25 protein-coding genes are annotated in these 12,589 nt (G+C 37.2%); all 25 read left to right on the plus strand.

Going from position 1 to position 12,589, the window contains the following annotated elements; genetic code table 11:
- Positions 1–7: 7 nt before the first annotated feature.
- The 25 genes from EO117_RS05850 to terL all read left to right on the plus strand — a co-directional run bounded on the left by EO117_RS05850 (position 8) and on the right by terL (position 12,586).
- On the plus strand, positions 8–748 hold the full coding sequence (locus tag EO117_RS05850; RefSeq protein WP_126939544.1) for a hypothetical protein: 741 nt from the start codon (positions 8–10) through the stop codon (positions 746–748).
- Complete coding sequence (locus tag EO117_RS05855; protein WP_164727504.1) at positions 723–1,565, plus strand: ATP-binding protein; 843 nt, start codon at positions 723–725, stop codon at positions 1,563–1,565. Before EO117_RS05850 ends, EO117_RS05855 begins: the two co-directional genes overlap by 26 nt.
- Positions 1,565–2,050 (plus strand): DUF3310 domain-containing protein, encoded by a 486-nt coding sequence (locus tag EO117_RS05860; protein WP_126939546.1) that lies wholly within the window; start codon positions 1,565–1,567, stop codon positions 2,048–2,050. Before EO117_RS05855 ends, EO117_RS05860 begins: the two co-directional genes overlap by 1 nt.
- Before the next feature lie 22 nt (positions 2,051–2,072).
- On the plus strand, positions 2,073–2,405 hold the full coding sequence (locus tag EO117_RS05865; protein WP_126939547.1) for a hypothetical protein: 333 nt from the start codon (positions 2,073–2,075) through the stop codon (positions 2,403–2,405).
- 32 nt (positions 2,406–2,437) lie between these two features.
- Positions 2,438–3,217 (plus strand): site-specific DNA-methyltransferase, encoded by a 780-nt coding sequence (locus EO117_RS05870; RefSeq protein ID WP_126939548.1) that lies wholly within the window; start codon positions 2,438–2,440, stop codon positions 3,215–3,217.
- An 11-nt stretch (positions 3,218–3,228) separates the two neighbouring features.
- Complete coding sequence (locus EO117_RS05875; RefSeq protein WP_126939549.1) at positions 3,229–3,666, plus strand: hypothetical protein; 438 nt, start codon at positions 3,229–3,231, stop codon at positions 3,664–3,666.
- 4 nt (positions 3,667–3,670) lie between these two features.
- Positions 3,671–3,853, plus strand: coding sequence for a hypothetical protein (locus EO117_RS05880; protein ID WP_126939550.1), 183 nt, complete (start codon positions 3,671–3,673; stop codon positions 3,851–3,853).
- A gap of 4 nt (positions 3,854–3,857) precedes the next feature.
- The gene (locus tag EO117_RS09220; RefSeq protein ID WP_164727505.1) at positions 3,858–4,034 is read left to right on the plus strand and encodes a hypothetical protein; all 177 of its coding nucleotides are present in this window, start codon (positions 3,858–3,860) and stop codon (positions 4,032–4,034) included.
- 16 nt (positions 4,035–4,050) lie between these two features.
- A complete protein-coding gene (locus EO117_RS05885; protein ID WP_126939551.1) occupies positions 4,051–4,422 on the plus strand; it encodes a hypothetical protein in 372 nt (123 codons plus the stop codon).
- Between the two features lie 2 nt (positions 4,423–4,424).
- Positions 4,425–4,850, plus strand: coding sequence for a dUTP diphosphatase (dut, locus tag EO117_RS05890; RefSeq protein ID WP_126939552.1), 426 nt, complete (start codon positions 4,425–4,427; stop codon positions 4,848–4,850).
- Positions 4,851–4,852: 2 nt separating this feature from the next.
- Positions 4,853–5,065, plus strand: a complete 213-nt coding sequence (locus tag EO117_RS05895) for a hypothetical protein (protein WP_126939553.1) — start codon at positions 4,853–4,855, stop codon at positions 5,063–5,065.
- Positions 5,066–5,067: 2 nt separating this feature from the next.
- A complete protein-coding gene (locus EO117_RS05900; protein WP_126939554.1) occupies positions 5,068–5,439 on the plus strand; it encodes a hypothetical protein in 372 nt (123 codons plus the stop codon).
- Positions 5,432–5,821, plus strand: a complete 390-nt coding sequence (locus tag EO117_RS05905) for a single-stranded DNA-binding protein (RefSeq protein ID WP_126939555.1) — start codon at positions 5,432–5,434, stop codon at positions 5,819–5,821. The genes EO117_RS05900 and EO117_RS05905 overlap by 8 nt, the downstream gene beginning before the upstream one ends.
- A gap of 77 nt (positions 5,822–5,898) precedes the next feature.
- On the plus strand, positions 5,899–6,372 hold the full coding sequence (locus EO117_RS05910; protein ID WP_126939556.1) for a hypothetical protein: 474 nt from the start codon (positions 5,899–5,901) through the stop codon (positions 6,370–6,372).
- Positions 6,373–6,596: 224 nt separating this feature from the next.
- A complete protein-coding gene (locus EO117_RS09225) occupies positions 6,597–6,752 on the plus strand; it encodes a hypothetical protein (protein WP_164727506.1) in 156 nt (51 codons plus the stop codon).
- A 208-nt stretch (positions 6,753–6,960) separates the two neighbouring features.
- Positions 6,961–7,158 (plus strand): hypothetical protein, encoded by a 198-nt coding sequence (locus EO117_RS05915; RefSeq protein WP_126939557.1) that lies wholly within the window; start codon positions 6,961–6,963, stop codon positions 7,156–7,158.
- A 58-nt stretch (positions 7,159–7,216) separates the two neighbouring features.
- A complete protein-coding gene (locus EO117_RS05920; protein WP_126939558.1) occupies positions 7,217–7,408 on the plus strand; it encodes a hypothetical protein in 192 nt (63 codons plus the stop codon).
- Positions 7,405–7,872, plus strand: a complete 468-nt coding sequence (locus EO117_RS05925) for a ParB N-terminal domain-containing protein (protein WP_126939559.1) — start codon at positions 7,405–7,407, stop codon at positions 7,870–7,872. The genes EO117_RS05920 and EO117_RS05925 overlap by 4 nt, the downstream gene beginning before the upstream one ends.
- Positions 7,872–8,606, plus strand: a complete 735-nt coding sequence (locus EO117_RS05930) for a hypothetical protein (RefSeq protein WP_126939560.1) — start codon at positions 7,872–7,874, stop codon at positions 8,604–8,606. The genes EO117_RS05925 and EO117_RS05930 overlap by 1 nt, the downstream gene beginning before the upstream one ends.
- Before the next feature lie 9 nt (positions 8,607–8,615).
- Positions 8,616–9,314: a 7-cyano-7-deazaguanine synthase QueC gene (queC, locus tag EO117_RS05935; RefSeq protein WP_126939561.1), complete on the plus strand. Its 699-nt coding sequence runs from the start codon at positions 8,616–8,618 to the stop codon at positions 9,312–9,314.
- A gap of 2 nt (positions 9,315–9,316) precedes the next feature.
- Positions 9,317–9,652 (plus strand): 6-carboxytetrahydropterin synthase QueD, encoded by a 336-nt coding sequence (queD, locus tag EO117_RS05940; RefSeq protein ID WP_126939562.1) that lies wholly within the window; start codon positions 9,317–9,319, stop codon positions 9,650–9,652.
- Entirely contained in the window at positions 9,639–10,277 is a 639-nt protein-coding gene (locus tag EO117_RS05945) for a radical SAM protein (RefSeq protein WP_126939563.1), read from the plus strand. Before queD ends, EO117_RS05945 begins: the two co-directional genes overlap by 14 nt.
- Positions 10,278–10,832 (plus strand): GTP cyclohydrolase I, encoded by a 555-nt coding sequence (gene folE, locus EO117_RS05950; protein ID WP_126939564.1) that lies wholly within the window; start codon positions 10,278–10,280, stop codon positions 10,830–10,832. It abuts the gene before it with no gap.
- A gap of 1 nt (position 10,833) precedes the next feature.
- A complete protein-coding gene (locus tag EO117_RS05955) occupies positions 10,834–11,205 on the plus strand; it encodes a hypothetical protein (protein WP_126939565.1) in 372 nt (123 codons plus the stop codon).
- On the plus strand, positions 11,198–12,586 hold the full coding sequence (terL, locus tag EO117_RS05960) for a phage terminase large subunit (protein WP_126939566.1): 1,389 nt from the start codon (positions 11,198–11,200) through the stop codon (positions 12,584–12,586). Before EO117_RS05955 ends, terL begins: the two co-directional genes overlap by 8 nt.
- Positions 12,587–12,589: the final 3 nt, after the last annotated feature.

A 12,589-nucleotide genomic window follows, 5' to 3' on the forward strand; every position in this document is an offset into this window, starting at 1 on the left:
AAGCCATATGAAGTATTTAAACGAGCTCAATTCATTCCACGAATGGCTACAGTATAATCCAGATGTTTCTTATTCAGCCCGATTGCTTTGGTACGCATTAATGCACTATAACAACAAATGTGGATGGAAACAAGAATTTAATGTCGCCAGTTCAAGCCTTGAATTAGATACTGGATTGTCTAAGCAATCCATAATCAAAGCTAGAAATGTACTTAAACAATATGGACGTATTGATTTTAAAACTAGAGCAGGAAGACAATCAACCATTTATGAAATAATACCTTTTGCGTTCCCCACAGGTACGCAAGAGTATACGCAAGAGTATACGCAAGAGTATACGCAAGAGTATACACAAGAGTATACACAAGGGTATACGCAAGGTGATACCATACATAGACTAGATAAGACTAGACTATTATCTACTAATACTAACGTATTAGTAGAGGGGGAATCACCACCTGCGAAAGAAAAGAAGAAAGCAACAAGAAAGGTATTTGTGAAACCTACTCCGTCAGAAATACAAACCTACGTTGATGAACATAATCTGCAAGTAGATGTAGAACGTTTCTTTGATTACTACGAGGGTAATGGGTGGAAAGTCGGAAAGAACCCGATGAAAGATTGGAAAGCTACTGCGAGGAATTGGAGCAGAAACAGCTTTGACAAAGGGGGTGGATCCAATAAACGTACAAGCACTGATGGAGCGATTGAACCTAAGCAAGATGAATATGCCGACCTCTATCTATGATGAGTTAGAACTCAGAGCCTACCTACAAGATGACAAAGTGGAGTTAGTAGAGGGAGCAACTGATAGACCTCTATTTGATATAAGGGCAAATCAGTATATCGAAAGCAAGCGAATGTGTAAAAAATGCACTGGAGGGCAAGGCTGTAGAACTAAAGGCATAATGACACGCATGCATGATGATGGCGAATTATATGTGCTGAAATGTGGCTTATATGGGGTGTGGCGGAATCAAAAGGATCTAGAGAAAGTGACATTACGGGCAAACATTCCTACATCTTATGCAGAAACCACACTAGAAAACTACGAAAAACGCACCATAGAGAGTGAGAAAGCACATGCTTATATGATTACACTAGCCAATAATGAAAGCACGCAAGGAGCGTACATATTCGGTGCTAGTGGATTAGGCAAAACACATCTTGCCATTGGATTGCTCAAGAAAAGGATGGAGCGAGGGCGAACAGGCTTATTCGTGGTAGTGCCTGAATTAATGGAAAGCCTGCGTAGATGTCTACGAGAGGGTGGCGATGATTTTGAGATACTGCAAGCACTGTACAACGTAGATTGCTTAGTATTGGATGATCTAGGGGCAGAGAAAGCCACCGAATGGGTAGCAGAACGGTTGTACCTCGTTATCAATCAACGGTATTTGAGTAACAGCATGACAATCATAACTAGCAATTGTACTTTGCAAGAAGTAAAGGAACGGCTAGGGGAACAAGGAAAGCGAATTACATCACGTGTGCTTGAGATGTGTAAAATCATTCAGCTAAAAGGTGAAGATTACAGAAGAATGAAAGCGAAAGGAGAAAGGTAATGAGTGACAACGTAAAGAATCCATCCTATTACAACCGAGGGAAAATTGAGGTGTGGGAATTTATCGAAGACCAAGGATTGGATTACCATACAGGGAATGCGGTCAAGTATATTGCGAGAGCAGGATTCAAAGACCCATCGAAAGAGGTCGAGGATTTGCAAAAGGCAATCGCATTCTTGGAGCGGAAGATTAAAGTGTTGAATGGTACGAATGATATAAACACTGAAATTATAATGTTTAAAGATTATGCGGAAAGCTTAACATTAAATCAATATAACTTTTTGGAAGAACAATGTAATCATTGTGTAAATAGGTTAAGCATATTCATTGATGAATACAAAAAAGAAGCAACAAGGCATTTTGAAAGACAGTGTATTAAATGGTTCTATTCACTTTTGATATATTCGAATTTGATAAAAGATGAACGAATCGAACAAAAAAAGAGTGACATCTATAAAAAAATGGTAGATGTTGGTATTTTTTAGGATTGATAAAAGGAGCAGAGATATGGCGAAGAAAATAACATGCGTAGATTGTGGCAAACAATTCTTACCAAAGTACAACCACATTGAACGGTGTGAGGAATGTGAACGGATTCACCGTAAACAGAATTTGACGATTGGGCAAGTATTGATTTTGCAAGGAATGGAGAAGAAAATTGAGGAACAGAGAGTACAAGATGGATATTACCAATATACGCATACATGTGTAGTGTGTGGGAAGAAATTCGGGAATAATCGAAGTAACTCAACCACATGTAGTGATAAATGTAGGAGAAAGAACAAATATGCTAAAGCGGTGGCAAAGAAACAAACACAGAGCATGCAGGCTCATGCATAAGAAATTCGATAGCAAGTACTGGAGGCGAATCAGTGAACACAGAACGTAAAATCAAGACAGAATTATATTGCGATAACTTTCAAAACTACAAACGGTATGGGATTCCAAAAGCACAGTTAGTAATTGCAGATATTCCCTATAATTTAGGTGATAATGCGTATGCGAGTAATCCGATGTGGTATAACGGCGGAGATAATAAAAATGGCGAAAGTAAATTAGCAGGCAAGGCATTTTTCAATACTGACCACAATTTCAATATTGCCGAGTACTTCCATTTCTGCAATCGGTTGTTGAAGAAAGAGCCGAAAGAAAGAAAAAAAGCACCTTGTATGATTGTATTTTGTAGCTTTCAACAGATTCCGATGATTATTGAATATGCCAAAAAACAAGGATTTAAAAACTACATTCCGTTATTCTTCATCAAAAATTATTCATCGCAAGTATTAAAGGCTAACATGCGACCAGTAGGGGCGACAGAATATGCATTGATACTCTACCGTGACAAATTGCCGAAGTTTAATAACAACAAGAAAATGATATTTGATTGGATGGAATGGAAACGAGATAAGAAGAAAGACGTGCCAAAAGTACACCCTACTCAAAAGCCTACAAATGTAATTAAGCGATTGATTGAGTTATTTACAGACGAGGGCGATGTAGTTATAGATCCAGTAGCAGGGAGTGGGGTTACACTCCGATGTGCTAGAGAATTAGGGCGTAGCAGTTATGGGTTTGAAGTTTCCAAGGAATTTTACAATAAAGCAGTCAATGAGATGTTAGCCGTTAATGAGTGGCAAGAACCGTTGTTTTAAGGAGTGGAACAATGCGAAATGACATAGTACAGGAGCATGACCGAATCATTGGTGAATGTGTAACCGAGTTGAATGACATGTTATACGAAGTGCATAAATATATTCCTAAGACGATTAAGGAATTGGACATCGAAGAGGCGAAAGAATGGGCGAAAGAGAATGATGAAGAAGAAATACCACCAATAGTGTATTCGGATTTAGTGGAAGAATCTATAACAGCAAATTTACAGTTAGCAAGCCAAATCATCTTTTATATTCAAAGTACACAATATGCTTGGGGTCACAAGAAAACAGTGAGACGGCTAATGCTTGTTGAAAGTTTATTGACATGTTGTATTAATCAGTTGGATCACAATGTGGATATTGAACCGTGTTCAAGAGTGTTTCTAATGCAGTTGAAGTATGTGCGTGAGATGGTAAGGCATCATATTAATAATTTATGGGGGTGATAATGTGAAAGTAACATCCACCATGCTATTAAAATGGGCAGGATTACAGAAAAAATTATTATTCGATTGCACGGGAAGATGGGCAGGATATTTAAGAAGTAAATGGCCTAAAAAACGAATTGTCGGAATAGATAAGGCGGTTGATTTGGTTGTGATGGGATTAATTAGAAAGAATAAAGGAAAGTGATGATATGGATGAAATAGAACCGCTTAATCGTTATAACGGCAATAAATTACTATATTTAGCAAAAACAATTCATAGAATTTATGATTATGTAGATTTTTTCAAAGAGCCAAAAGCAAGGCGTGTTGGTGTTGTTAAGGCGTATAAATTAATGGTTAGAGGGTTTCAAATAAAGATCAGTTAAACAATAAGGAGGTAAAATGCGGTTAAAAAAATGGGAAGTAGATGAATTAAGCAAAAGTGCAGCATATGTAATGAAACAAGCATATGAAATGGCATTAATGTATGGTTATGTTGATATGCCAATGAAAGGAAAAACATATGCGGTTTATAAAATTTGTAGAGAAATTTATGAGGCAATTCCCACGAGTTATTGTGAAGTTGATTGTTATGACATGATGAAATATAATTCTTTGCGATTAATATTAGGTAGTATGTGTAATGATAAAGAACAATATTATGCAGAAGTGTTGAATGCTTGCAAATATTCGGATGAAATGTGGGTTGCATTTGATAAAATGAAATACATTTTAGATAATTTTGAAACGGAACTATTTGAGGAGTGGGAGTAACTATGAAAATAAAAATTAAAAAAACACATCCAAACGGAAAGATTCCAACATATGCAACAGATGGATCTGGTGCATTCGATTTCTACAGTGCAGAAGATGTATTTATTTCAGAAACGGAAGTGCGTGCTATCAATTTAGGGGTAGCAATGGAGATACCACAAGGGCATGTAATGTTGTTATTCCCACGTTCTAGCATTGGCAAAAAAACATGGTTAAGAATGGCAAATAGTGTAGGGGTCATAGATAGTGACTATCGAGGTACAATTCACGCATTATATGAAAATGTACTTGGTGGCGATACTATTTTAATTGGACAAAGAATAGCACAAGGAATTATCGTACCTGTTCCGAAAGTGGAATTTGAAGAGGTAGAAGAATTATCTACTACTGAACGTGGCGAGGGTGGATTCGGTAGTACTGGAGTATAGATATGACAGAGTATGAAATAGAAGAATTGAAAGCGGAAGCCTTAGATTTAATCATGACCATGGCATATTGGACAGGCAACAACGATGAAGAGTTTTGGGAGATAAAGTATAAGACATTACCATTACTCAAACAGTTAAAGCCTGTACTCAATAAGGATGAGTTTGAAGAATTATACGACATGTACGAGCAAGCGATTATTTGGGTGGACGTATGAATATGATTGTCATTAGATGTGATTTTGTATATCTGAACGATTATATAGACAGCGAACGCACAAACAGAATAATTGCCTCTAGCATTAAGAAGAAATTAACGAATATAGTCATAAAACAGTGCTTATATGCTAACTGTAATAAACCAAAACGCAAGGTAGATATGACGTTTAGATGGCATGTAAAAGGCAGGCACGACAGCGACAATATAGCGTTTGCCAAAAAATACGTATTAGATGGCATGGTGAAAGCTGGAGTGTTAGAAAATGATAATCCTAAATGGGTTAGGCATTTAAAAGATTACATCTATCATGATGTAAAGAAACCAAATTTAGATTATGTAGAAGTATCATGGGAGGAAACAGACGATGAATAGTGTTCAATTAATGGGTCATTTAGCAAAAGATGTTGAGTTACGATATACGGCTAATGGTAAGCAGGTAGCAACGTTTACAGTGGCTGCCACAAATACATACAAAGAACAGAATGGCGAGGCGAAAGAGTTTACGGCATTTGTAAATTGTGTAGCATGGGGACAGCAAGCAGAATATTTCAGCCAATTCCAAAAGGGCGATAGGGTATTTGTTCAAGGTAGATTACAAACACGGTCATATGAGGCACAGGATGGCTCAAAACGATATGTTACTGAGGTGGTAGCAGATTTCTGTACAGGTTATGCAAAAGCACCACAGCCACAGGGGCAAGGCAATTTTGATATGATGGCCAATACTGAACCACGAGAGGAATTGCCATTTTAATAATTAGAAGATATGACAAAACCACCCTATCAAATGATGGGGTGGTATTCGTGCGTGTTAAGGTAAAGGGGATGTACATGGAATTAAGCAAAAAAGAACAACGAGAATGGGCAAAGGCAGAATTAGGTAAATTGTGGGAGATACGAGAGGAAGGCAAATGGGCGAGTTATCAGATTAAAAAATTAGAACGAGAGATGGGACCGAAAGAACTAAATGGATCTAGCCTAAGCGGAGAGGGTGGTGGAGGATTCCAAGCACCGACAATAGAACAACTAAATAAATTACAGGAATTATACGACCAATTAGAAGAGTATAAACAAAGGTCGATAGAATTAGAGTTGCAGACATTGCGAATCATTGATAAAATTGATGACGGTATATTAAGAGTGATATTGAAACGAGTATACATTAGCGGGCAACGATTGAGACATATGTATAAAAGCATAACGAAATCGTATGATACTGTTAAGCAGTGGCATTCTGAGGCGTTGGTTCAATTTTATGTGAAATCTCATGAAATTTCCCCCACAAATACACCTAAATACACCTAAATACACCTAAATACACCTATTGACTGTGATATAATATAAAATGTGATAAGTGGGAACAGTTGGAACTCATAAATTACATTTCCTTTCAGTAAAATATATATCCAATCGAAAGTAGCATTATCCATTAGCTGGGATAGTGCTATTTTTGTACCTTTTTTCTATTATTTATCTTTACGTTTTAATCATAAAGTGGTATAATATAAGTATAGAAAGGAGGTGAAGACGTGAAAGAGTTTTATGATTCATTGTTTGAAATAGTTTCATTCATTGCTAATATGATTGCAGTAATAACTGGAGCATATCAAGGATACAAGAAATTAAATCAAATTTTGAAAAATAAAAAACCCTCTAAAAGGAATCAACGGCGAAAACGTAAATAACCTATAGAGGGTATACAGAGGGGGAGCAATCCCCCAATGTATCTCAATTGTATCACGTCAAACATGATGAAAACAAGAACACAAAAACTATTGTGGGTGTTAGCAATCGTTGCATTTGTATCTAACTTCTATGAGGGCATCAGTTGGAGTTCATGGATTAATGGGGCACTTATTGGTTATCTTTATAGAATTTGGTTAGGTGATAAGAATGCCTAGAGGTGGAGCACGAGAAGGTGCAGGTCGCAAGGTCGGATGGCGTAAAGGGTATAGCGAGGCTAGACAAGGCCACCAATTACGACTACATGAAGATGAGTGGCAAGTAGTGAAAGCCTTTTCTGCATTGGTAAAGAAAGATATAGACAAGGCAAGGCAAAAGCTAGAAGAGTTACAAGAAGAAATGAAATAATGTACAAGGACGCTTAGAAATGGGCGTCCTTTTGTATTGCGTGAAAGGTGGTGAGGGTTTGACAAAAATAGCATGTTGCAAGAAACAATGCTTGAACAATAAGCATGGCGTATGTACTGCTAGGGACATCGCATATGATGGTCGTTGTCAGACTTTCACAACGCCTAATGATAGCATGCGTGCAGATGTGCATATGGTACACCGTGTGCATGGAAAGATTAAATCGAAGAAAGGGCAGATATTACGATGAATATTGTAGAGTTAAGCATTCATGATCTAGTGCCGTATGAGAACAATCCACGGAATAATATTGAGGCTGTGGAGTATGTGGCTAATAGTATTGAAAAGTTCGGATTTAAAGTGCCAATCGTGGTAGATGCAAATAATGTGATTGTCGCAGGGCATACACGATATATGGCAAGCAAAAAGTTAGGACTGGAGACAGTGCCATGTATTGTGGCAGACGATTTGACGGAAGAACAAATAAAAGCATTCCGTTTGGCTGACAATAAAGTTGGTGAAATTGCTACATGGGACTTAAATAAACTACAACTTGAATTAGATTTTTTAGATTTTAATATGGAAGAGTTTGGTTTTATTAGTACTATGGAAGAGCCTGATATCACAGACTTTTTAGAAGACCATGAAAGTAAAACGAAAGAACCTAATACTGTTGTTTGCCCTGAGTGTGGTCATGCGTTTACGGTGAAATAATGAAAGTATTTTTAGCGAACGTCGAGCCTGATTTTATTATAGAAGAAAGCAAACCTAAATATTATCTTGAAAGCTATTACTACTTAAAGAAACCTATTCAACTTCAATTAATGAAAGAGGTTGATATGTTCCTGTTGGATAGTGGTGCTTTTACTTTTATAAATGCAAAAAAACACAAAGCATTTAATGTTGATGAGTATCTAAATAATTACATAGACTTCATAAATAAATATAATGTTCAATACTTCTTTGAACTAGATACGGATAGCATACACGGTATAGACAAAGTTCTTGAAATGAGAAAAAAACTAGAGGCTGGTACTGGAAAGCGTTGTATACCAGTATGGCACAAATCAAGAGGAATTAATTGCTTTAAGAAATTGTGCAAAGAATATGACTATATAGCGATTGGGGGATTTGTTACAAAAGAAATTAGGGAACCTGAATTTGCTAAGGTTAAACAGCTGTTAGACTATGCCAGATATCACAATGTAAAAGTCCATGGCTTGGGGTTCACAAGTATGAAATATATAGATAAATTACCATTCTTTAGCGTTGATAGCACATCGTTTAAAAGTGGTCGGCGTTTCGGACAGGTACATTATTTTGATGGTAAGAAAATTATTTTAAAAAAAAGGCCTGATGGTAAACGAGTTAAGGACTACAAGGCGGTAGATAAAATTAACTTACAGGGTTGGATCCAATTTCAAAAGTATGCAGATATACATCTATAAGGAGGATATATGGATAAAGTTATAGTTTTATCGAGTGGTGGCGTTGATAGCACAACTGCTCTTGCATTGGCTGTAAAAGAATTTGGTAAAGATAATGTTTTGTCTTTGTCTTTTTTTTACGGGCAAAAACACGGAAAAGAATTAAGAGCTGCACAAAAAATCGCAAATTACTATGGGGTAAATCATAAAGTATTTGATATTAAACAATTTATGACCTATTCTAATTGTTCTCTTTTAGCTTGCTCTACAAAAGATGTTGAAGAGGGAAGTTATAACGAACAGTTAAAGAAAAACAATGGTAATATTCTAGAAACTTATGTACCGTTTAGAAATGGCTTGTTATTATCTATTGCAACGACTATTGGAATGAGTTTGTCAGAAAATGAAGGTAAAGCTTGTATTTATTTGGGTAATCATGCTGATGATGCCGCAGGAAATGCTTATGCTGATTGCTCTATGGAGTTTATTAAAGCAATGAATAAAGCAATTAAGATTGCTACTTATGGAAAAGTAGAAATCAAAAGCCCATTTGTAAATTATAATAAATCGCAAATTGTCAAATTAGGGATAGAACTTAAAATACCGTACGAATTGACATGGAGTTGCTATAACGGCGAGGATATACCTTGCGGTAAATGTGGCACTTGCATCGATAGAATTAACGCTTTTAAAAGTAATGATGTTAAAGACCCAGCGATAAAGGAGTAAAAATGTATTACGTATCAAAAAGAATGGAGATTGCAGGATCTCATAAATTGAATTTGGATTATGAAAGCAAATGCCAAAATTTACATGGGCATAATTGGATCGTTACCGTATACCTAAAAGGTGAGTCATTAAATCATAACGGAATGTTGATGGATTTTACTCATATCAAGAAACGAATTCACGATGTACTAGACCACCAACATATAAACGACATTGTGGAAGTAAACCCAACAGCAGAGAATATGTCTAAATGGATTTGCGATACATTAGGTGAAATGTGCTACAAGGTAGAAGTTCAAGAGTCAGAGGGGAATATAGCAACATATGAACGTGATTGAGATATTTAGCTCCATTGAGGGTGAAGGAACAAGACAAGGATATTTGTGTACATTTGTAAGACTATACGGATGTAACCTGCGTTGCTCGTATTGTGATACTCCATATAGCTATGAGGGCGGAGAGTATACAGTTATTGATGTAAAAGAAGTAGCAGAAACAGTACGAGCAATTGGTAACAAGTATGTAACAATCACAGGTGGAGAGCCATTATTGCAAGAATCACAAGTTATTGAGTTAATAAAGCTGTTAGGTGAAGATTATGAGTTTAATATTGAAACCAATGGTAGTGTAATTCCTACATACAGAGCTGAAAACATATTTTATACCGTAGATTATAAATGCCCTACATCTAATGAAGAAACAAAGATGAAAGAAGAGGCGTTTTTAAATCTACACAAGAATGATGTAGTAAAGTTCGTTGTAGGTAGCATTGAGGACTTGCAACGTACATATGAATTTATTAAAACTCACGATATACAAGCTCATATATACCTATCTCCTAGCTACCAAGAAATAACAGCAAGAGAGATTGTAGAGTTTATGAAAGATAACAACATGCAGGATGTACGAGTACAATTACAGATCCATAAGTATATATGGGATGTAAACGAAAGAGGGGTATAAATGGATAAGAACAAAGTAGAGCGGGCGGTAAAAGACTTACTTATTGGCCTAGGTGCTGATATTCATTCAGAGGGACTCAAAGATACTCCAATGAGAGTAGCTAAGATGTATGGCGAAGTGTTAGAGGGAATGAAATATTCAAATGAAGAAATAGCGAAGATGTTTGGTAAATCGTTTGAAGTGGATACAAACGGACTGGTAGCAGTAAAAGGGATCCAGTCTTTTTCTTACTGTGAACATCACTTAGCATTAATGTATGACATGACTATTGATATTGGTTATATTCCTAATGGTAAAGTGTTAGGCTTATCAAAGTTACCAAGAATTGCGGAAATGTGCTGTAAGCGGTTACAGCTACAGGAACGAATTGGCGAAGATATTGCGGAGGTTATTAAATTAGCAACAGGAACAAATGATGTAATTGTTGTGATTAAAGCAAACCACTCATGTATGACTAGCCGAGGCATTAAAGCGAGAGAAAGCAAAACAACAACGATTACAAAATATGGAAAGTTCAATCAAGCTGATACATTTAATGAGTTCATGAGAGGTTGATATGGCAAGAACAGGGAGACCTACAATTAAAATTGATAAAGATAACTTTGAAAAGTTATGCGGATTGCAGTGTACCCTTGTAGAGATTGCTGGTTTCTTCAATTGTAGCGAGGATACTATTCAAAGATGGTGCAAGCGAACTTATAAAATGACTTTTGCGGAGACATATAAAACGTACTCACAACAAGGCAAAATTGCACTACGCCGTTACCAAATGAAGTTAGCGGAGAAAAGTGCCGCCATGGCGATATTCTTAGGTAAACAGCTATTAAGCCAACGAGATTATAGCGAGGTCGAGGTAAAGGCTGACATCAACAACCCGTTTGATGGGGTGACTACCGAGGACATTAAGAAGTTGATAGGCGATGAATAAGGCGAATATATTACATCAAGCACGTTTAGAATTAGCTAGACGTGATTTCTTTTATTTCTGCAACCTTATGGCAGGCGACTTTTACAAAAAAGATAGACAGTACCTTGTGGATCTATGCCACGAGTTACAACAGTTCTATGAAGATAAGCAAGCTAAGGTATTAATCATGAATATGCCTCCCCGTCATGGAAAAAGTCGGAGTGCTCAAATGCTAGTCAAGTGGATACTGGGAACACATCCACACGAAAAGATTATGACAGGAAGTTATAACACCACACTATCGACAACATTTGCGAAGAACGTCAGAAATGACATTCAGATGATTAAGGCGGACAAAGATGTAATCGTATATAGTGATATATTCCCTAATACACGCATTAAACGTGGTGATGGCAGTATGGACATGTGGAGCCTAGAGGGCGGTTATAATAGTTACCTCGCAACATCTCCGAGTGGTACTGCTACAGGGTTCGGTGCTAGTCTGCTGATACTAGATGACATCATAAAGAATGCGGAAGAGGCTTATAACGAGAACGTAAAGGCTAAGCATTGGGATTGGTTCACTAACACCATGCTTTCACGGTTAGAAGAGGGCGGTAAAATCATTATAATCATGACACGATGGGCCAGTGATGACTTAGCAGGGCGAGCGATAGAACACTTTGGGGAACGTGCCAAGGTGATTACGATGAAAGCCTTGCAAGACGATGGCACGATGTTATGCGATGAAGTATTAAGCCATGATTCATATCGTGATAAGGTATCGGCTATGGGTGAAGATATAGCCAGTGCGAACTATCAGCAAATACCAATTGACCTCAAAGGGTGCTTGTATAGTGGGTTTAAAACCTACGATACATTACCACCATTTGAGAGCATTAAAAGCTATACGGATACCGCAGACCAAGGAGCGGATTACCTATGCAGTATTACCTATGGCGTATATAAGAACGAGGCATATATACTTGATGTGATTTATACGAAAGAATCGATGGAGATTACCGAGCCACAAGTGGCAAGGACAATATATGAGTACAATGTGGCGATTGCTGATATAGAAAGTAATAACGGTGGCCGTGGATTTGTTCGGAGTGTAAGGCGAATTTTAGAAGAAGTTTACAACAGCAACCGTACAAAGATAGTCGCTTTCCATCAATCTAAGAACAAGGAAAGCCGTATTCTATCACAGGCAACATGGGTTATGGATCACATCTATATGCCTATGGATTGGCAGGAACGATGGAAAGACTTTGCCAAGGCAATACTACGGTATCAACGAGAGGGCAAGAACGAACATGATGACGCACCAGACGCATTGACAGGGGTTGCTGAGAAAATCAACGCCCCTACATTGCGTAGTGGTCGAGTTAACTTATATTAAGGG

The sequence above is a fragment of the Veillonella sp. VA142 genome (assembly GCF_003992135.1).
Lineage (GTDB): Bacteria > Bacillota > Negativicutes > Veillonellales > Veillonellaceae > F0422.